The organism is Bacillus sp. FCW2, assembly GCF_021228595.1.
Taxonomy (GTDB): Bacteria; Bacillota; Bacilli; order Bacillales; family Bacillaceae; genus Bacillus; species Bacillus velezensis.
In genome coordinates this window covers 3886183-3906961 of sequence record NZ_CP089436.1, presented here as the reverse complement: position 1 = coordinate 3906961, position 20779 = coordinate 3886183, and the positions used below count along the sequence as shown (strand labels likewise).

Genomic DNA, 20779 nt, shown 5'->3' with positions numbered 1-20779 from the left:
CCGAGCCCGGCCGCGCAAAAAAAAAGACTGCCGGGAATATTCCCAGGCAGTCTTTTCCTTTGTTCAGGTTATTTTCTTCTCACGTCATTCCTCTTTCAGCTACATGGAATTCAGCCTGATCTGTCTGGCCTGCACCTGTCACTGTAAAAATCGCGGCGGCTGCTAAACAAATAACAAACCATTTAGATTTCAATTTCATACAAACCCTCACTCCTTTGTATTTGTTTCCTTGCCTCTTCGACTTTCAGAAAATAGTCAGAAGAAATTTTAAAGCAATTTTGTTCATAGTAATATTTAGCTGCTTCTAGTGCTAAATCCTCTATATCGGCGTATAAATTTTTATCTTCCAGGTAACGGAAACACGCGCTGATTGTTTCCTCATCCGGTTTCGCCTGATACAGAGCCTGCAGCCATTCGAATTTTACCGTGTAAACGGGATCGTCTGTTTCTTTAGCATATTCATATCCCCGCTTGTGATATTCCGACGCTTTTTCTTTTTTTCCGAGTTTAAAGTAAATGAGTGTGATTAGAAAATATGCTTGAGGAAGAGAATTGACGATTCTTTGTGATTCAAATGTATCGACCGCCCGTTCAAAGTACGGAATCGCTTCACCGATGCGGTCCTGATTGTAGTAGCACAGTCCGAGGTTATACAGCGCCCTCCCGACAAGCTGCGCTTTTTGTTCTTTTTCGGCCATTTGCAGAGCGTGCTGAAAATGTTTGGCCGCCTGTTCAAAGCGCCTTTCATCCATTAAATTGACGCCGAATACAAAATGGCATTGAATGATCCGGACGTTATATGTGTCCTGCTCTACGTAAATTTCATAAGCGTTTTTTATATGTATCAAAGAAAAATACGTTTGTTTCATATGATAATAAGCTTCGGCCACTTTAAAATAAAACTCCGCCCGTTCCACGTGGTCCGATACGAAGGCCAGTTTTTTCTCAGCTTGTTTATAATATGTAATCGCTGAGATAAATTCTCTTTTATCAAATTCAAACATGCCTTTGAAAAAGTTGACATAATAATCGAGAAGCCCTTTGAGGCCGGCCTGGCTGTTATCAATGTTATCAAGAATTTCCGACAGGGTCGGCTGGTCTTCTATCTTCAGTTTTTCCAGCGGCTCCAAGTAGTCCAGCATCAGCTGATGGCGAAATTCCATGAGGGAATAATAAAGCACTAAGTTCGAATCAGGCTCCATACGGTCAAGCTCTTGTTTGATCTCGGCTTTCAAGATCTCCGCATCCGGCACGCTGAATGTTCTGATGTATCGATACCACTCGTTAATTTTCTGCCCGACTGCTGAAGAAGGAATTAACCCGCTCTTCATTCCTTCACCCTCCCCATCCAAGACCTGTTTACCAGTTATTTTATCACGTTTCCGTCTCTTTCCATCCCGAAAAACACGCAAACTTTGTTTCGGCAGAGCGCAATTTTCCGAGTGGAGTTAAAACAGACGGCGGCCAGACGGGACCGCCGGTTTCAAGATTATTCATTTTTCGTATTCAGCGGAAGGCGGATTGTAAAGGTCGTGCCTTTTCCTTTTTCGCTGTTAATATCTATCGTACCCTTGTGCATTTCGACGAGCTGCCTGACGATGGACAGGCCGAGTCCGTATTCGCCGTATGCCGTATTCCTCCGGGACACGTCCGCCTTATAAAACCGCTCCCATATATGCTCAATTTCCTCTTTGGAGATGCCGATCCCGGTGTCTTCGATTTCAATCACCGTTTCTTTATAGCCTTCATACCCGCGCAGCGTGATGTCTCCCTTTTGCGTAAATTGTATGCTGTTTTTCGTGATGTTGACGAGAATCTGGATCAGCCTGTCATAATCGGCGAACACTTTGACGCCGTCCTCCACTTGAATCCGCAGCTGATTTTGTTTTTCCTCCGCCTGCTGATTGAGATGCTCTTTAATAATTTCAAACACCTCGATGAGCGGCAGGCTGAGCTTGTCCAGTTTGATTTGCTGGGATCTGATTTTTTCATAATCCAGGTTTTCTTTCACGAGCCTGAGCATCCGCTTCGTTTCTTCGCTGATCAGCGAGAAGCATTTCTCTTTATCTTTTTCCGGGATGGTGTTGCTGTTAAGCCCCTCCACAAGTCCGTTAATGGTCGTCAAAGGCGTTCTCAGCTCATGGGAGACATCGGCGATAAATTGGCGCCTCCGTTTTTCGAGGCGGTCAATCTGCTCTCTCGATTGCTTCAGATTTTTGGCCATGATGTTGAAATCGGACGCCAGCATGCCGATTTCATCGCCGCCGCTGTTCTTGAGCGAAATATCGTAATCACCGGATGCCACTTTTCCGGTCGCATCCCGCAATGTCTGAATCCGCTTGACGTGAAATTTAGATAAAAGCCAGCTCAGCAGAATCGTGATGATAAGGGTGCTGATGATCGCGTAAATCATATAGCGGTTGACCTGACTGATCATCTGCTCGACCCCTCTGACGGGAGACACGAGCAGCACCGCTCCTTTAAATTGATCGTTGATAAAAAGCGGTTTTGCGACAAGCGATACTTCCAATCCTTCCGTATTAAAACGGTTCATTTCTGCTCTGATCTGAACGGTTTTCCCTTGCTTCAGCATGTGCCACTCTTTACTTTTCAGCTTCTCGCGCGGCGGCATATCGTCAGGAAAAAAGTAAGGCTGCTGATGTTCATCAAAAATAATAAATCTGGTCTCGCGCGTTTTTAACATGTCCTGATACGGATACAGGCGGCGCAGATCAAGATCGCGGCCGTTCAGCTCACTTGTGATCTGCTGGGCGTAAGATGACAGCTCATCCACTTTATTTTGATACGCAAAATCTTTCACAAAGTGCGAAAACAGGGAAATGATGATGAAAAAGGCCAAAATCAAAATGCTGACATGGCTTAACAGCAGCTGATATAAGTATTTAATCCTCATCAAATTTGTATCCTACCCCCCACACCGTGTATAAAAACGGTTTTTCGTCACTGGACAGTTTTTTGCGCAGCCGTTTAATATGAACATCAACCGTACGTTCATCGCCGTAAAATTGATAGCCCCACACCTGCTCAAGCAGCTGCTCTCTCGAAAAAACCTGGCGCGGGTTTTGTGCGAGATAAAAGAGCAGATCGAATTCCTTCGGCGTCAGATTCTCGACAGGTTTTCCGTGCAGAAACACTTCCCGCGTCTTCTTATTGATTGAAAAACACGCCGTTTCGATCAAGTCGTCGCTTTTTACGGCCTGCCCCGTCGCCCGGTATCTTCTGATCACCGCTTTAATCCGCGCTACTAGTGTCAGCGGGCTGAACGGCTTGGTGACATAGTCGTCGGCCCCCATTTCAAACCCGATCACCTGATCAGACTCCGTGTCCTTTGCGGTCAGCATAATAATCGGCACACTGCTCGTCTCTCTTATTTTCCGGCAGATCGTCACTCCGTCCATGGATGGAAGCATAATGTCCAGAATGACCAAATCCCAGTCCTCTTCCGTAAACCGCTGATAGCCTTCCACTCCGTCATGGACAAATTCGGCTTCAAACCCTTCTTTAAAAAAGAACATTTCCGTCATGGTGCATACGCTTATATTATCTTCTATCATTAATATCTTCATTTGTTCCTCCGCTTATCTTGACGCTTTTTCTTATAATAGCACCATTTTACCCGGATGTTTTCGGGTTTCACAAATGTTAGTTTTTATTTCATCACCCGGAAATAGTTTGTTCATATTTTTTTCATACATTTCTCCTACTATATACATATCGGATGGCCGGTGCTAAAGAAGGCCGGTTTTACAAGATCTGACATCCATACGGAGGAACAGACATGAACTTTATAAAAAGAGCCTTTTGGAGCATGAAGGCAAAAAAGGGAAAAACATTTTTGCAGCTGGTTGTGTTTTCAGTGATTTGCATTTTTGTCCTGTCCGGTCTTGCGATCCAGTCAGCGGCAAAGAAATCAAGCGAACTGGCAAGGCAGCAGCTCGGCGGGAGCGTCACACTCCAGGCTGACCGCCAAAAGCAAATAGCGCAGCAGCAAAAAGACGGTGAAAAGAGGACGTTTGAATCAACGCCGATTCCCGTCTCAGATGCCAAGAAGCTTACATCTTTACAGCATGTTAAAAATTACAACTTCCTCACGACAGCGTCAGCAAATGCAGAAAGCTTTGATGCGATAAAAAGCTCAGGCGAATCAGCCGATAACAGTTCCGGCGCCGGCCGTTTTCAAGGTGGCGGAAGACAGATGATTTCAGCGAATATCTCGATCGAAGGCGTGCTCTCTACGGCATTGCTTGATGATTTCACGGACGGGAGCTCAAAAATCACTGACGGACGCGCCATCACAAAAACAGATGCGGACGCAAAAGTCGCCGTGATTAATGAAACGCTGGCAGATCAAAACAAGCTGAAGGTCGGCGGCTCCATTACCGTTTCCTCAGCAGCGGATGATTCTGTGAAAACGAAGCTTAAAATTGTGGGAATCTATAAAACAACATCATCAGGAGACGATCAGGCACAGCATTTTTCATTCTTAAATCCTGACAATAAAATCTATACGCCTTACACCGCCGCGGCGGCGTTAAAAGGGTCTGATAACAAAAACAAAATCAGCTCAGCCGTTTATTATATGGATGATGCCAAATATATTGACTCATTCGTTGCGGCTGCGAAAAAAACATCTGTAGATGATAAAACCTACGCGCTGACGACAAATGATCAGGTGTATCAGCAAATGGTCGGCCCGATTGAAAATGTCGCGTCATTTTCTAAAAACGTGGTATACCTTGTATCCATCGCGGGCGCGGTCATTCTTGGGTTGATCGTGATGATGTCGATCAGGGAACGCAAGTATGAAATGGGTGTCTTGATGGCGATCGGCGAAAAGCGCTGGAAGCTCATCGGACAATTCTTAACGGAAATTCTGGTTGTCGCGGTTATCGCCATCGGGATCGCATCCGTCACGGGCAGCCTTGTGGCGAATCAGCTCGGAAATCAGCTTCTTTCCCAGCAGGTCAGCTCAGCCGGTGATTCGCAGCAAACAAGCGGCTGGGGCGGAGGAGAAATGCTGCGGGGAGGCGGCATGTTCGGTCAGCATTCATCCGGCGCGGATGTCATCAGTACAATGCAGGTAAACGTCTCGCTGAATGACCTTCTGATTCTTGGCGGGATCGGCGTCGCAATTGCCGTCATCGCCACATTACTGCCGTCTGTATCAGTCATGCGGCTTCACCCTAAAACGATCCTGACCAAGCAGGAATAAGAGGAGGCAGCATAATGAGCCTATTAACCTTTCAACAGACCGGCTACTGGTACCAAGACAAATCACAGCCGCTGTTTCAGGATATAACGATCAGCTTTGAAAAAGGGAAGTTTTATACAATTGTCGGCGCCTCCGGAACGGGAAAAACAACGTTTCTGTCTCTGGCGGGCGGCCTTGACACACCTAAAGAGGGAAGCATCCTTTATAACGGAGAAGACATCTCCAAAATCGGATTAACCAAATTCAGAAATCAATATGTCTCTATCGTCTTTCAATCTTATCATCTGATCCCGTATATGACGGCGCTCCAGAATGTCACAACGGCGATGGAGATCACCGGCTCTAAGGAGAACAACAAAGATGCGTTCGCGCTCAGCATGCTGAAAAAAGTCGGCTTCACCGAACAGCAGGCCCGTCAGCGGGTGCTGACATTAAGCGGCGGACAGCAGCAGCGCGTTTCAATTGCGCGGGCTTTCTGCTGTGACACGGATTTGATTTGCGCGGACGAGCCGACGGGAAATCTCGACGAGGATACGTCAAAGGAAATCGTCCGGCTCTTTCAGGACTTGGCGCATAAAGACGGCAAATGCGTCATCATGGTTACGCACGACGAACAAATTGCCAAAGTTTCGGATATCAACATCCGCTTATCAAGAGGAGGTTTCACGGTAAAAGAAAACGGCACGGCCGTTTCCTGATACCGCGCCCCTGCCAGCGCAGACAGGGGCGCACCCTATATCCCCCTATTCAATAGAAGTGAACGTAAAAAGAGCGAGGGCTGCATCCCCCCGCTCTTTTTATTTATATCAGCTGTAAATAACGGTCCATATTTGATTGTCGGGCTGCTTTGATCAATTCTTCCGCCTTTTCCTCTTCCCCCGGCAAAGCGAGCCGGAGTTTGTCTTCAATGTCTTTTTCAGAAAGGCCGTTTCCCGGCGCTCCCTTCGGACAGTCGATACGTGTTTCATAGACATGACCGCCGGAAGCCGTAACCCGTACAATTGTAAAACGGCCCTTCGGAACGGCGTTTTCAGCCGGCTGAATTTGGTCATCGCAGCTGCGGTGAATCCGCTCAAATCCTTTTTGAAAGGATTCCGGAATCGGCTCGGAGGTGAAATGTTCAACTGAAAAATCCTTACCGTGCAAAGCTAAGGTGATCACATATTCCACGCTGAATCTTCCCGCTTCGCCTGTTTTCGGACGCTGTTCTGTCAATGCGGCGTCACCGCCCGGCGGATAAATCACGTCGATCCGTTCCGTTTGGCCGAAAGTGAGACCATGTTCGGCCTTCAGCTTGAGAATGGCGTCCGCCGCATGATGAGCCGCCGAGCAAAACGGATAAACCTTAAACCAAAGTCCCGGGCTCACAATCCGCCAAGGTTTTCCCCACCCGTTTACAAGCAGGGTTTCTGCCCGTTCAAGATCGCCGTACAGTCCGAAAAAACCTTTCTCCCCGTCGAGCGCATGAACTGAGCCGCCGAAACCGGCCTTTGCAAGCTTTACGGCGAACAATCCGGCTTGAGCGGCCAGTCCGGCGTGGAGCGGCTTCATTTCTGTCCCGAATTGCACTCTCATGCCTCCGGAACGGGCAGCCGCAAACCCGATTGCTTTCTGCAATTGGGTTTGATTCAGATTCTCCGCGAATCCGACGGCGCATGCAGCCGCAATGGCACCTAACGTTCCTGTATTGTGCCAGCCTTTCTCGTAATGATGCCTTCCAGCTGACTCACCGAGCCGCGCCATCACTTCGATTCCCGTCACATAAGCACCGAGAAAACGGCTTTTGTCTATACGGCCGGCTGATGCGGCTGCAATCAAAGCCGGAAGGATGACTGCGCTCGGATGTCCTCTTACATCAGAATGAACATCATCAAAATCAAGCGCATGTGCGATGAAGCCGTTAATGAGCGCGGATTGGGACGGCGCGGTTTTTTGATTTCTGCCGATAAGCGGCGCTATCGGCACCCCGCCTTCTTCTTCGGCCAGTTTTACCAGCTTTTCAACTCCTTTATCCCGTCTCCCCGCAAAGGCTGCCGCTGTAAAATCAAGCAGTCCTTTGCGCGCTTCTTTCATCGCTTCAGCGGATGTTTCCGGCACAGACGACATGACGGCCTGAGCAAGCCCGGCCGTCAGATTTTCCGTATTCAATCCGTCTGCTCCAATACGTTGACGGTCAGCCGGGCGAAAAACTCAGCCGCTGCCGGGAGCGCTTTTTCGTCGAGTGTGAAGGCGGGATGGTGCCATTCTTCTGTTCCGTTTGTTCCCATCCAGACGAAGAAGCCGGGGATTTTTTCTTGATATAATGCGAAGTCTTCGCCGCCGGGCGACTGTTCTGCCCGAACGGTTTGAAGCCCGAGATCTTCAGCCGTTTGTTCCGCCGCCTGAATGAAACGGGCGTCGTTCATCACTGACGGAAGGTAGGGATACCAGCGGAATTCGGATTCTGCCCCGAACCCTGCCGCGATTCCTTCGGCAACCCGCTTCATATGTTTCGGAACAGCGTCACGCGCTTCCTTTTGAAACGTCCGGACGGTGCCTTCCATTTCAACATGGTCCGGGATGACATTCCAAGAGCTGCCGCCCTGAACTCTTGTGATGCTGACGACGGCATTGTGAAGCGAGCTGATATTTCTGCTGACAACTGATTGCAGGCCGCCGATGATCTGTCCTGCCGCCTGAATCGGATCAATGCTGTTGTCAGGGATTCCGGCGTGGCCGCCTTTTCCTTTAACAGTGATTTCAAAGCGGTCGACACTCGCCATCAGCGGGCCTTCTTTCAGACCGACCGTGCCGACGGGGAGGTCAGGTTTGTTATGCATGCCGAATATCGCCGATACACCGTCAAGCGCGCCGGCTTCAATGACCTGTCTTGCTCCGGCGGCGATTTCTTCCGCGGGCTGAAAAATAAACCGCACCGTTCCTTTCAGCTCATGCTTTCTCTCATTTAATAAGAAAGCCGTGCCGAGGATAGATGCCGTATGGAAATCATGGCCGCAGGCGTGCATCACGCCGCTGTTTCGCGAAGCAAACGGAAGGTTTGTTTTCTCTTCGATCGGCAATGCGTCGATGTCCGCTCTGACGGCGATGACGGGGCCGCTTTTGTCTCCTTTGATTTCAGCGATCACTCCGGTTTGAAGTTTCGGCACATCAAGAACCGTGACTCCTTCTTCCTCCAGCCAGCGGCGGATTTTATTCGTCGTTTCGTATTCCTCGCCTGACAGCTCAGGGTGCTCATGAAGGTCGCGGCGGATATTGATTAAACGTTTGTTTAATGATTCATACGTTTCATTTGCCATTTCTTCTTCTTCCCTTCTTAGACAAGTTCGGCGGGCTCTCCCACTTGCTTAATGAATTTTTTCGTCCGTTCGTTCTGCGGATTGTCAAACAGCTCTTCCGGCGTTCCCTGTTCGATGATGCGTCCGTCTGCCATAAAAATAACCTTGTCGGCCACTTCACGAGCAAAAGCCATCTCATGCGTGACAATGATCATGGTTGTCTGTTTTTCGGCAATTGATTTGATGACTTGGAGCACTCCGGCTACAAGCTCAGGGTCAAGGGCCGAAGTCGGTTCATCCAGTAAAATCGCGTGAGGATCAACGGCCAAGGCGCGCGCAATCCCGATCCGCTGCTGCTGCCCGCCTGACATCGTAATCGGGTAGCTGTCCGCTTTGTGTTCTAAACCGACTTGCCGCAGCAGATCCATACCGATCTGTTCCGCTTCTTTTTTCGGTTTCTTTTGCGCGGTGATCAGCGCCTCTGTCACATTTTGCAGGGCGGTTTTGTTTTTGAACAGGTTGTAATTCTGAAACACCATCGCCGTCTGCTGGCGAAGCTTATGAACGTCTTTGCGCGAATAGGACGAGGCATTCAGCTTTGCATCACCGATTTCAATGATGCCGTCATCCGGGCGCTCCAGCAGATTCAAACAGCGGAGGAGCGTTGATTTTCCCGAGCCTGACGGGCCGATGATGGCCGTGACTTCGCCGCTTTTGATCTCAAGATCGATCCCGTCAAGTACGGTAAGGTCTTTAAATGCTTTTCGAATATGTCTGACTTGTATCATCCTGAGCCTCCTCCTATGTGCGATAAGGCTTGCTGATCGCCCGTTCGAGCAGATCCTGCAGCACACTGTAAATAATCGTAAGAATCCAGTACATGACCGCGACGGCTAAATACGTCTCAAAATATTTGAGGTTGCCTGATGCGTACATTTTTCCTTGGGCGAACATTTCCATCACTCCTAATGTAAAGGCGAGCGATGTTTCTTTTAACAGGCCGATAAACGTATTTCCCGTCGCGGGAAGCGCGTTTCTGACGGCTTGCGGGAAAATGATCCGTCTGTACGCCTGGGATTTTGTCATTCCGACAGACAGACAGGCTTCAAGCTGCCCCTCATCGACTGAGTTGAGCGCCGCGCGGAAGATTTCAGCCAAGTAGGCGGCATTTTTCAGGCTTAACCCGATAATCGCCGCAGTTAACGCCGTCATCTTGCTCATTCCGGGAAACAGCTGAGGCAGGCCGTAATAAATTAAGAAAAGCTGCACGAGCGTCGGCACGCCCCGGAAAAATGAAATATACACCTTTGACAGCTGGTGAAGCACAGGAACACGATTTTTTGTGATAAGCGCTAATATAAGGCCGCCGATCACGGCAAATACCATGGCCGCGACGGCCATAAGTAATGTGATCGGCAAGGCTTCGATTAACGCGGGAAAAGCTGAAAACATAAATCCCCAATCAATGCTGTTCATTCTCGATTTTCACCGCCGTTTCTTAATGCTTTGCTTCCGTTGTGATATCTTCGTTAAAGTACTTTTCAGACAGCTTTTTCAGCGTGCCGTCTTTCCGCAGGTCTTCAATGGCTTTGTTTACTTTTTTACGGATTTTATCGTGAGCCGCATCTTTCGCAAACGGGAAAGCGACTTTTTCATAGACAATCGGGTCTCCTGCTAATTTCAGAGGCAGACCGGTCTTTTTGATCTGGGCGATCAGGACGCTGCGGCTGTTTACATAAGCGTCAACCCGTCCGTAAGCCACGTCTTTCAGCGTACCTTCTTGTGTTTCATATGTTTTAATGTTGATTTTTTTATCCGGGTCCTTGCTCTCAAGGTTTTTCGCGTGGTTTGAGCCCAGAACGGCCGCCACTGTTTTTCCTTTCAGATCGTTGACTGATTTGATGTCTTTGTTATCGTTTTTGACGACGATTTGAGTGCCCGCATACGAATACGGTTCTGTGAAGTTATACGTTTTCTTGCGTTCGTCCGTGACAGCTACTTGGTTAGAGATGGTGTCGAGTTTGCCGGTCTGGAGCTCTCCCATCAGACCGCTGAATTCAAGCAGCTTCCAGTCCAGTTTCATGTTGATTTTTTTCGCGACGGCTTCCATGACATCCACGTCAAAGCCGGTCAGCTTGCCGTTTTCTTTATATGCGAACGGATAGCTTTGTCCCGTGGCGCCTACATGCAGTACGTTATCGCCGCCTTCGCTTTCTTTTCCGTTTCCGCATGCTGATAAGACCGCCAAAAGCGCGGCAGACAGCAGCAAAGCCCATGTTTTCTTCTTCATTGAAATCCCGCCTTTTCCTATTAAAATGTTAATCCTGCAATTGTTTTTTTAAATAAATGGTGATGTGCCCTTTTCCTAAATCCTTTTCGCCTGCACGGACGTAGCCTTTCCGCTCGTACATGCCGATCAGCCACGGATGCTTGTCCGCTGTGCCCAGTGACACGAAAGGCGCTTTTAATGTATCGCGGAGCACTGTATTCTCCAGCCACTCCAGCATGTCCGAGCCCGTCCCTTTTTTTCCGGTTTCAGGATCGACGGCGAACCACCAAATATGAGGGACACCATACGGCCCGGGATTCGGCCCCCACGGCATCCGCAGAGAAATCGTCGCCAGAATCCGTCCGTCTTCTTCCAAAACGTAACAGGCGTTTTTTTGTATGTTATTCAAAACGAGCTCCTTATCCGCCGTGGCAGCGGCAAAGTTGATGCCGAGCTTGCGGATCGGTTCATACGCCCGCAGTGTCAGTGAAAGCAGCTCATAAGCGTCTGCCTCCGTTGCGAGCCGGTATTGTCTTGACATGATGAGCCCTCCTTTAGCCGGCATATCGGTTTGCCGGTTTTTCCAGTCCGAAATGTTCTCTGAGCGTCGTTCCTTCATACTCTTTTCTGAACACGCCCCGTTCTTGTAAAATCGGAATCACTTTGTCTACAAAAAGAGTGAGACCTTCAGGCAAAAGCGGCGGCATGATGTTAAAACCGTCACAAGCTTGTTTTCCGACCCATTCTTCCATCTTATCGGCAAGCTGTTCCGGCGTTCCGACAAAGATATGATGGCCTCTTGAACCCGCCACATATTTGTAAAGTTCGCGGATGGTCATGTTATCGCGTTTGGCCATCTCCTGAACGAGCTTGAACCGGCTTTTAACGGCATTCGACGCATCCGCATCCAATTCAGGCAGCGGGCCGTCAAGCGGGCAGGCGGAAAGGTCGACGCCGCCCAGATAGTTTTGCAGAATGTTCAGGCCGACAGACGGAATGATGAGGTCTTGGAGCTCTTCATATTTTGCCTTTGCTTCTTCTTCGGTATCGGCGATAACGGGAAAAATTCCCGGCATGATCGCGATTTTTTCAGGATCACGGCCGAAAGAAGCCGCTTGTTCTTTAATAGATTGATAGAAATCCTGCGCGGATTCCAAATGATTTTGCGCGGTGAAAATGACCTCCGCCGTTTTGGCGGCCAGCGCTTTTCCGTCTCCTGATGATCCGGCCTGAATAATGACCGGGCGCCCTTGAGGTGTGCGGGCGACATTTAACGGCCCTCTCACGGAGAAATATGTTCCTTTATGGTTCAATTCATGCATTTTGTCTTTATCAAAAAATGCTCCTGATTCTTTGTCACGGATAAAGGCGTCTTCCTCCCACGAATCCCATAATCCTTTGACGACTTCAACGAATTCTTCCGCGCGCTGATATCTGAGATGGTGCTCAAGATGCTTTTCGCCGCTGAAATTAAGCGCGGTCGATTCAATCGAAGATGTGACGACATTCCAGCCCGCGCGGCCGTTGGAAAGATGATCAAGTGATGCAAATTGCCTCGCGATATGGAACGGTTCGCTGTATGTGGTAGATGCGGTCGCCGTCAGACCGATGCGGGATGTGACCTGAGCGAGCGCCGACAGCAGCGTAAACGGCTCAAAGCGCGTCAGCACATTCGGATGTGATTTGCCGTCTATTGATAAACTGTCCGCCAAAAACAGCATGTCCAATTTCCCCCGCTCAGCCGTTTTCGCCAGTTCTTTGAAATAATCCAAATTCATGCTCGCGTCCGCCGGTGCCTGAGGATGTCTCCAAGAAGCGACATGATGGCCGGTGCCCGCGAGAAACACACCGAGTTTGATTTCTTTTTTCTTTGTCATGATGGATCTCCTTCTATTCTGAAATACGGTTCGGAAAATATTAACACCACTAAACCTATATTTCCTAGTAATTTTATAAGAATAAATCAAAATGTACAATTGTCAGGCAAGTTTGTCAATGCATTAAGACAAAAATCATGATATTTAAAAAAACCCGGCGCACCGGCCGGGTTATTTCTTCGAAACTGTATAGACGGTCCCTTTGACCTTTTTCTTAATAACGGCAATGATAAGCAGCAAAACGGGGAACAGCACTTGAAACGGAAGATGAATATAGATCGGCACAATGTTTAAGCCTTCATTCATGTGTTCCGAAAAATTGCTTGCGATGCTGATGGAGAGAATCAGCACCCCCAATCCGACCGGGAAGACCAGCTGGGACGGATTTTTTTCTTTAAACAGCGTGGACACGCCCACGACAACCGCATATGTAAAAAGGCTGACTTTGAAAAAACCGCCGATGACGAGCACGAGCATGAAAAAGACATCCAGCCGGTCTAAAAACTCTTCCACTTTAATTGTCTGTATGGTGCTCAGCAGCGGAAATTGAGAGCGGAGCATTAAGTTGACGTCCAGCACACAAATATTAATCGCCACTGACATTGCCAAAATCAGGCCGCTGATGATAATCGCCAGAAATCCGGTTTTCTTCACCTTTTTCCGATCTTTTAAATAAGGGAAAATCATGACAAACACGATTAATTCACCGAACGGGATGAACATCGTCTGTTTAAACACGGAATAAATGACCGTTCCTGCACCCTCCGCTAAAACGGGCTGGAGAAATCTGAGGTTTATCGTGCCTGAGCTGATAATGAGGATCAGCCCGACGGCTGTCAGGAAATACATAATGCCAAACAGCAGCTCGCCGGCTCTCGCTATCACTTCAATTCCCTTTCTGACCGCAAATATCGCGGCGATCATCAGCATGGCATTCACAATTAAAAGCGGCGTGTCCTGGTAGGCGAAGGTGACAAGCATTTCGCCAAAATCCCGCAATACGCGGGCCGCGATATAAGCAAAATAGAGAATATAAAGAAGGGAGACAGCCCAGCTCAGATGTCTGCCGATCAGTTCGTTCATGTAATCTCTCGGAGAAGACTCAGGAAAAAATTGATACAGCGCCTGATAAACGTAGAAAAGTCCGAGACCGATAACGCACCCGAGAAGCACGGACAGCCACGCATCCCGCCCGGCCATCGTGCCCGGCGGGATCAATAACGAACTGCCCAATTCAAACAAAATGATCATAATAAACAGCTGACGCGTGCCGATTTTCGCATTTTCCATACGCTTCGCTCCTTTCTCCTCAAATCAATCATGCTCAAGCTTGTCTGAGAGAGGATTATTCCGCAAGCCCGTTCTTCTGATAATGACTTCCGTTTTGACATCTACGGGGAGATTGGGGAAATATTCTTCATCCCACTTCCCTTTGAACTTTTTCCATTTGTCCGGATGCTTCCGATAGATCAGGTCTCCGAAGCCGACGAAGTCATTCTTATGGGCTTTTATATCTTCAATCGATTTGGTGATATCTTTCTCAAGCTGCACGCTGAGCGCCTTTTGCATCGTCATCAGCACTTGCGGATCAGACAGATGGAAAGGGTATCTGACAGCGTCCACCAGCCCCTCGACCTGAGCATGCACGTGAATATACGGTTTTCCGTTCGGAAAAGTGGCCGTCACCTTTGTATTCTGGCGGGTGACCTGCAGACTGATTGCATGCTTCACGTTCTTCCAATCCGCATTGATGAACGTATGTTTGATCCTATTGAGCAGCCATACAGCCCCCACACTGTCGTCATCCTCAATCCAGTAATCCAGCCTCCCATCCTTTTTGAACACCGCCAGTCCGTCCGCTGACAGCACTGCTTTCGGTTCAGTCGTCTGCGTATTTTCCATCGTAGGACCGGCTTTATCGTCTCCGTGCATTTCATAACCAGGAATAAACGGCGACCCGGTCGGAGAAGCGAGATCAATCAGAACGTCCTGAAGGCTGGTTTTAATGACTCTGCCGTATTGTTCCTGCGTGAAGCTGAGCGTCTTGTTCACTTTATTGGAAGGGATTTTATCAATCGGCGTCAGCACTTTAATAATGTCTTCAGCCTTGCAATTATGCGCGATCACAACGGTTGCAGTCGTCCTGAATTCGGTGTCGCGGTCAAGATTGTCCAGAATAAAACTGAGCCCTTCCTCTTTCGCCAGTTTTTCACTGAACACCACGAGATTCGTATGCGCAAAATAGAGCCTTCTGGACACTTTCATCGAGCCTTTTCTCAAAGCTTCCGTCATATTGTCTCCGGACACCGAATAGACGGAAACCGGAGGCCGGTCTCCCGCTCCGCCGCCCTGCAGACCGCCGGCCACATTTCCCGGATTGATAATTTGAAAATGAAGGACATATTTTCCCGTTTCGGTCCGGTCAATACCGATGGCGGAGATCACCGCCAAATCGGTCAGCTCCCTTTTATCCCAGCATCCGGATACAAACATAAGGGAAACCATCGTACAAAGGATAAGCATCCATTTACGTCTTTTCATTACCGTCGCCCTCTTCTAGATCTTTATTAACCATTCCTCTGGATGTCTCCGGTTTCGGTCTTTGATGTTCCCCTTGGCGCCTGTTGTTTTCCTGCACGAGCAGTCCCGGCCTTTTTTCATCCGCCCATAACGGAGCGCGGAGGAGGGAATCTTTCAGCCCGCCCGGGGTTAAAGGAGCGAGCGGGGACATATACGGAAATCCGAATGAACGCAGGCCGCACAGATGGACAAACATCATGATAATGCCCAGAATCAGCCCGTAAAATCCCATAACCGCCGCCGACAGAATAAAGAGAAACCGGATCAGCCGCGCAGATATCGCCATGTCAAAAGCCGGGGTCGCAAAGCTGGCAATCGCCGTCAGCGCGACGACGATAACCATGGCCGGGGAGACGATGCCGGCCTGCACGGCGGCCTGGCCGATGACAAGCGCTCCGACGATGGAAACAGCGGAGCCGACAACTCTCGGAAGCCGGACACCCGCCTCCCTGAGAATCTCAAAGGCCACTTCCATCGTCAGCGCTTCAATCACGGCCGGGAACGGCACGGTCTCCCGCTGGGCCGCGATGACAATCAGCAGCTGGGTCGGAATCATTTCCTGGTGAAAGGTCGTCGCCGCCACATAAATCCCCGGCGCCACCAGTGAAATGAAGAAGATCAAAACCCGCAGCACCCTGATGCTAGTGGCGATATCAAATCGTGAATAATAATCCTCAACGGATTGAAAAAATTGAATAAATAATGCCGGCGCGAGAAGAACGAACGGCGTTCCGTCCACGACAATCGCAAATCGTCCTTCCAGCAGATTCCCCGCCACAACGTCCGGCCGCTCTGTATGATATACGGTGGGAAACACAGAAAACGGCGCGTCTTCAATGAGCTGTTCAATGTAGCCGGATTCCAGAATGCTGTCGATGTCAATGTGCTTCAGCCGCTTGCGGACTTCCTTAATCAGCTTTTTATCGCAAATTCCGTTAATATACATCAGCGCGACATCCGTATTCGTTTCGTGTCCGATCTCCATTTTTTCAACCCATACATCAGGCGTTTTTACATACCTGCGGATCATGGAAATATTGGTTTGCAGAGATTCAGTGAATCCCTGCCGCGGGCCGCGGAAAGAGACCTGGGTGCTCGGCTCTTGAATGGACCGGTGCTCTCCCCCTTCCGTGCTGGCGATCAGCGCCTTGTCAGCCCCGTCGACAAAAATGAGCGTGCTGCCCGCCACCAGCCCGGCATAAAGACTTTTCCATTTTTCTTCCTCTTTCACCCCGCCGATCGCAAGCGTTTTATCGTATATCAGGCAGACCGCTTGTTCCGGCTGAACGGACGGGATGTCGATTAAATCCTCCAGAAGGGATTGGCTGACAAGCTGTTCGTCTACCAAACCGGCGATATACACAATTGCGGCCGGAAGCTCTTCTTTTCCGATTTTCAGCCGGCGGATGACGACATCGGCACTGTTGCCGAACCTCTCAGACAGTTTCTTCATATTTTGCTTTAAGCTGAGGGAGATCGGCTCATCCCGCTCTTTGTCCGGCTGGCTGTCCGCTTCTTTTCTGCCTTCATTGTCACGGTCGTTTTGATCGGCTTTTTTTTGTTTCTTCTGCTTAAAAAATGGCGGCATATCGCAAAAAACCTTTCCTCGTTTTTTTCATATTCTTCCTGTACGGCAAAAGATTATGCACGGCGGAAAGTCTGTATAAGTTCTGCGTAATCGAAAAGGATAAAAAGGGAGAGTGATGCGCATGAAAATATTGGGGGTTTCATTTTTTTTGCTTGCTGCCTGTCTGATCATTTCAGTGACGATGGATATGCTGCAAGGTTTCAGTTTCTATGGAGCGGTCCAAAACAACCTGTCCGCTTTTAAATTGACCACCTTCTCAGAATGGCTGATGCTGTTTTTATTCGCCCTCTTTTTAATCAGAGAAATGATCGTTTTATATAAATCAGGTAAAAAAGATGCCTGACAGGCGCACGGCTGTATTGTGTCAAAAAAGAACACATCCCTCCTTCTTTCGGAGTTCATGTGTTCTTTTTATGTTTCCGGCGCAGATTGTTTTCAGATGAGGATATTTCCGCTTTCCGTATCTGTCGTGTGTTTCACAATGACGCCTTTGATAATGCGGTTGCCGATGATTTTAGTACTTACGGAGGAATTGGTTTGGATGGCGGAAGCAGAAGCGGCGGAAAGGTTGTTGATGGTATTGCCCGACACGAGGGAATTGGAGGCTCCGTTCAGATAGATGCCGATCGGGCTGCCCGCCGTTCGGTTGATCGTAAGCGTATTGTCTATGACTTCATGCGTGCCTGAGTTCAGATACACGGTAACGATAAGCGGTGATGATTCAAAGCGGTTGCTGATGACAGAGGTTCCCGAGGATGTTGAACTGAAAATGGGATAGTTTTTGTAGCTTTTGAAGAGATTTCCCTTGATGACAGCCCTGGCGTCATTTGTCACAGATACGGCATAGGACTCCGCAGCGCCCTGATACGCATTCGGAATCAGCGTATTTCCTTCAATAACGGCATTTCCGCCTGTAACCCATATGCCCCGGCTGAACGATTTCAGCACATTTTGTTTTACGGTGATATTGCCGGCCGACATACTGATTCCGTCCGTTACCTGATTCAGAGTGTTATTCATAAAGACGGCGTTTTCCGACAGCGTCGCCCGCATCCCCGTGCTTCGTCTCGTTTCGGAACGTCCGTTTTCAATGACATTGCCGTCAACGGTCACATCTTCTGCCTGATAGACGGAAATGCCCGTATTTTCAAATTGATTGATTTTGTTATGGGTGACGAGGACGCTTTTTCCCCTTACATCTATTCCGGTGGAAAAACCGGTAATCAGATTGTTGGAAATGACGGCATTGCTGCTGTCCTGTCCTTGTGACACACCTTGTCCGGCGACTGCGGTCCTTGAGCCGCCGTCTGACCGAAAGAAGACATTCCCCGAAATGACGGTATGTGCCCCATACCCGTAGCTGATTGTGTTATCGGAATGATTTCCTTCAATTAACACATTATATCCGTTAAAGTTGGTGACTGAGCTTGCGGCGTTTCCGGAAAAGAAGTTGTTGCGGACCGTAATGTGAAGAGCTTCTTCATAATCAATATCGCCTTCTCCGTACGATTCAATATCGATTCCGAATTTCGGAGCCGTTCCGTTCCCTTGCCCGGCGTCTTCAATCACGCATTCTTCCACCGTAACGGTATTGCAGCCGGTGATTGAAATGTTGTTCCGCCTCGATTGCCTGATCTCACAGCGGCGGATGGTCACCTGTTCTGAAGTTTCGTAATCACTGTTTGTTTTTAACCCGAGCGGGCTGACAATTATGCCGTCTCCCGTAAAATCGGAAATCTTCACATTTTCGATCAGCACATTGCTGCTGCCTTCAATACAGATTCCAAACCCCCATTCATGGGTCGACCGCAAAGGGACATTGGTATACGTGTGTTCATCCCGTTCCCCGATGATCCGGCCGCCGGTGATGGTGACATTTTCACGCCTGCCTATATAGAAAGCCGAATAGCCCCAGGAGCTGTTCGGCGCCACTTTAATCGTGCATTCCGGATCTAAAACGATGGTGAGATGGCTCGGCACGTTAATCCCGGCGTTCCGAAACGGCTGGCTGCTGTCCCCGCCAAGCGTGCCGTTGATTTTATACGTTCCGGGCGGAAAAAACACCGTATGACAGCCTTCGCTTACGGCTCTGGCCAAGCATTGGTTGATGACGCCCGTCACGTCGGTTTTTCCGTCTGCCGCCACACCGCAATCCGTTATATCCAATATACGATTCGGCAAGTGATAATCTCCTCCTTCCTCTCTTATTGTCATCTTATTCCGCCATATCCCGCTCCGCCTGTACATACTTTAAATTTTATTAAAAAAGTTTATAAAGATAGTTTAGTCAGATAATATAACAAAATAAGTCATTGGAATTAGGAAAATTCGTCTATATTCAACGTTTTAATATCTTTTCATTCTGGAATTTTTTGAATTCAGTATAAATTATATTGACACAAGTATTATATAAGAATATGATTTTTGTAATACACTTTTTTAAGAAAGGGTTGGCTCAGGTGGCATCTATTGATAAGGACTCTATAACAGAAACTGTGCCGCAACGAGGCTTTTTCGGTCATCCCCGCGGCTTGTTCACACTGTTTTTCACCGAATTTTGGGAGCGTTTCTCCTACTATGGTATGAGAGCCATATTGCTTTACTATTTATACACGGAAGTCGCTCATGGCGGTCTCGGCTTTGATAAAACGACCGCAGTTGCCATCATGTCCATATACGGGTCTCTCGTATACATGTCGAGCGTCATCGGCGGATGGCTGGCCGACCGGGTATTCGGCACGGCAAACACCGTATTTTACGGCGGAATTTTAATTATGTTCGGGCACATCGCTCTTGCCTTCCCTGGCAGCACGGCGGCGTTTTTTACCAGCATGGCTCTGATCATTATCGGAACCGGCCTGCTTAAACCAAACGTATCCAGCGTTGTCGGAGATTTATATACGAAGGAAGACGAGCGCCGCGACTCAGGTTTCAGCATCTTTTACATGGGCATCAACCTCGGCGGATTGCTTGCGCCGCTAATTGTCGGAACACTCGGACAGAAGTACAACTACCACTTAGGCTTCGGATGCGCCGCGGCCGGTATGTTCCTCGGACTGATTGTTTTCGCTCTTACGAGAAAGAAATACCTCGGCAAAGCAGGCTCCAATGTACCGAATCCGATTTCTAAATCATCAGTGATCGGCACGGGAATCGGAGTGGTCATCGCAGCAGCCGTTATCATCGTTCTGATCCAAACCGGCTGGCTGACGATCCAGCGTGTGATTGACACCGTCAGTATCCTCGGCATTGTCATTCCGGTTATTTACTTTATCGTGATGTTCACAAGCAAAAAAGCGACGAAAACGGAAAAATCACGGCTTGCGGCTTATGTTCCGCTGTTTGTTGCAGCGGCAATGTTCTGGGCGATTCAGGAGCAGGGCGCGACGATTCTTGCTTTATATGCGGATCAGCGCACGAGACTTTCCTTTGCGGGCATGCATCTTGAGTCTTCATGGTTCCAGTCTCTGAACCCATTATTCATCGTTATTTTCGCGCCGGTGTTCGCCTGGATCTGGATGAAGCTCGGCAAACGCCAGCCTTCAACACCGATTAAATTCGCGATCGGCATTATCCTTGCCGGATTATCATTTTTAGTCATGGTGCTTCCGGTTATGGGCGGAAGCGGCGAGCTTGTGAGCCCGCTTTGGCTTGTGCTCAGCTTCCTTTTGGTTGTGCTTGGTGAGCTTTGCCTTTCACCGGTCGGTTTATCCGTCACAACAAAACTTGCGCCTGCCGCTTTCTCAGCGCAGACGATGAGCATGTGGTTTTTAACAAACGCCTGCGGTCAAGCCCTGAACGCAAAAGTAGTCGGTTTGTTTGATAAGATTTCTGAAGCGGCCTACTTCGGCTCAATCGGTCTTGTTTCGATCATTCTCGGTATTATTTTGATTCTTCTGTCTCCCGTCATTAAACGGGCGATGAAAGGCGTACAATAAAAGAAAAGCCTGCGGAATC

At 48.8% G+C, this 20779-nt stretch carries 19 protein-coding genes; 4 read left to right on the top strand and 15 right to left on the bottom strand.

Going from position 1 to position 20779, the window contains the following annotated elements:
• Positions 1-79 precede the first annotated feature (79 nt).
• The 4 genes from K3G25_RS19440 to K3G25_RS19425 form a co-directional block, all read right to left on the bottom strand.
• Positions 80-199, bottom strand: a complete 120-nt coding sequence (locus K3G25_RS19440; protein WP_003156334.1) for a phosphatase RapC inhibitor PhrC — start codon at positions 197-199, stop codon at positions 80-82.
• The gene (locus K3G25_RS19435; protein WP_014304340.1) at positions 183-1331 is read right to left on the bottom strand and encodes a Rap family tetratricopeptide repeat protein; all 1149 of its coding nucleotides are present in this window, start codon (positions 1329-1331) and stop codon (positions 183-185) included. The genes K3G25_RS19440 and K3G25_RS19435 overlap by 17 nt, the downstream gene beginning before the upstream one ends.
• 158 nt (positions 1332-1489) lie before the next feature.
• On the bottom strand, positions 1490-2917 hold the full coding sequence (locus K3G25_RS19430) for a two-component system sensor histidine kinase YclK (RefSeq protein WP_100261600.1): 1428 nt from the start codon (positions 2915-2917) through the stop codon (positions 1490-1492).
• Positions 2904-3587 carry a two-component system response regulator YclJ gene (locus K3G25_RS19425; protein WP_014416901.1) on the bottom strand — a complete coding sequence of 228 codons (684 nt, stop codon included), beginning with the start codon at positions 3585-3587 and terminating at the stop codon, positions 2904-2906. The genes K3G25_RS19430 and K3G25_RS19425 overlap by 14 nt, the downstream gene beginning before the upstream one ends.
• Positions 3588-3799: 212 nt before the next feature.
• Between K3G25_RS19425 and K3G25_RS19420 the strand changes: the two genes are divergently transcribed.
• Together K3G25_RS19420 and K3G25_RS19415 are read left to right on the top strand one after the other, a co-directional pair.
• Positions 3800-5233 carry an ABC transporter permease gene (locus K3G25_RS19420; RefSeq protein ID WP_232489476.1) on the top strand — a complete coding sequence of 478 codons (1434 nt, stop codon included), beginning with the start codon at positions 3800-3802 and terminating at the stop codon, positions 5231-5233.
• Between the two features lie 14 nt (positions 5234-5247).
• Positions 5248-5931: an ABC transporter ATP-binding protein gene (locus tag K3G25_RS19415; protein WP_022552585.1), complete on the top strand. Its 684-nt coding sequence runs from the start codon at positions 5248-5250 to the stop codon at positions 5929-5931.
• A 103-nt stretch (positions 5932-6034) separates the two neighbouring features.
• Here K3G25_RS19415 and K3G25_RS19410 read toward each other — a convergent pair whose 3' ends face one another.
• The 10 genes from K3G25_RS19410 to gerKA all read right to left on the bottom strand — a co-directional run bounded on the left by K3G25_RS19410 (position 6035) and on the right by gerKA (position 16822).
• The gene (locus K3G25_RS19410) at positions 6035-7381 is read right to left on the bottom strand and encodes an MmgE/PrpD family protein (RefSeq protein WP_167409270.1); all 1347 of its coding nucleotides are present in this window, start codon (positions 7379-7381) and stop codon (positions 6035-6037) included.
• The gene (locus K3G25_RS19405) at positions 7378-8529 is read right to left on the bottom strand and encodes a M20 peptidase aminoacylase family protein (RefSeq protein WP_022552583.1); all 1152 of its coding nucleotides are present in this window, start codon (positions 8527-8529) and stop codon (positions 7378-7380) included. The genes K3G25_RS19410 and K3G25_RS19405 overlap by 4 nt, the downstream gene beginning before the upstream one ends.
• A 17-nt stretch (positions 8530-8546) precedes the next feature.
• The gene (locus K3G25_RS19400; RefSeq protein ID WP_014416896.1) at positions 8547-9296 is read right to left on the bottom strand and encodes an amino acid ABC transporter ATP-binding protein; all 750 of its coding nucleotides are present in this window, start codon (positions 9294-9296) and stop codon (positions 8547-8549) included.
• Between the two features lie 13 nt (positions 9297-9309).
• Positions 9310-9984, bottom strand: a complete 675-nt coding sequence (locus K3G25_RS19395) for an amino acid ABC transporter permease (protein ID WP_007410261.1) — start codon at positions 9982-9984, stop codon at positions 9310-9312.
• 22 nt (positions 9985-10006) lie between these two features.
• Entirely contained in the window at positions 10007-10798 is a 792-nt protein-coding gene (locus tag K3G25_RS19390) for an amino acid ABC transporter substrate-binding protein (protein ID WP_014416894.1), read from the bottom strand.
• A gap of 28 nt (positions 10799-10826) precedes the next feature.
• On the bottom strand, positions 10827-11318 hold the full coding sequence (locus K3G25_RS19385) for a GNAT family N-acetyltransferase (protein ID WP_014416893.1): 492 nt from the start codon (positions 11316-11318) through the stop codon (positions 10827-10829).
• A 13-nt stretch (positions 11319-11331) separates the two neighbouring features.
• Positions 11332-12657 (bottom strand): LLM class flavin-dependent oxidoreductase, encoded by a 1326-nt coding sequence (locus K3G25_RS19380; RefSeq protein WP_095273126.1) that lies wholly within the window; start codon positions 12655-12657, stop codon positions 11332-11334.
• A gap of 168 nt (positions 12658-12825) precedes the next feature.
• Positions 12826-13944, bottom strand: coding sequence for an endospore germination permease GerKB (locus K3G25_RS19375; RefSeq protein ID WP_053285474.1), 1119 nt, complete (start codon positions 13942-13944; stop codon positions 12826-12828).
• A gap of 24 nt (positions 13945-13968) precedes the next feature.
• Positions 13969-15195 (bottom strand): Ger(x)C family spore germination protein, encoded by a 1227-nt coding sequence (locus K3G25_RS19370; protein ID WP_021495126.1) that lies wholly within the window; start codon positions 15193-15195, stop codon positions 13969-13971.
• Positions 15182-16822: a spore germination protein GerKA gene (gerKA, locus tag K3G25_RS19365; RefSeq protein ID WP_088056329.1), complete on the bottom strand. Its 1641-nt coding sequence runs from the start codon at positions 16820-16822 to the stop codon at positions 15182-15184. Before gerKA ends, K3G25_RS19370 begins: the two co-directional genes overlap by 14 nt.
• Positions 16823-16943: 121 nt before the next feature.
• Between gerKA and K3G25_RS19360 the strand changes: the two genes are divergently transcribed.
• Positions 16944-17165 carry a YczF family membrane protein gene (locus K3G25_RS19360; RefSeq protein ID WP_014720711.1) on the top strand — a complete coding sequence of 74 codons (222 nt, stop codon included), beginning with the start codon at positions 16944-16946 and terminating at the stop codon, positions 17163-17165.
• A gap of 92 nt (positions 17166-17257) precedes the next feature.
• Here the strand turns inward: K3G25_RS19360 and K3G25_RS19355 are convergent, their stop codons facing one another.
• Positions 17258-19003: a right-handed parallel beta-helix repeat-containing protein gene (locus tag K3G25_RS19355; protein WP_232489475.1), complete on the bottom strand. Its 1746-nt coding sequence runs from the start codon at positions 19001-19003 to the stop codon at positions 17258-17260.
• 278 nt (positions 19004-19281) lie between these two features.
• Here K3G25_RS19355 and K3G25_RS19350 point away from each other — a divergent pair, with 278 nt between their 5' ends.
• Positions 19282-20760, top strand: a complete 1479-nt coding sequence (locus tag K3G25_RS19350) for a peptide MFS transporter (protein WP_012116786.1) — start codon at positions 19282-19284, stop codon at positions 20758-20760.
• Positions 20761-20779: the final 19 nt, after the last annotated feature.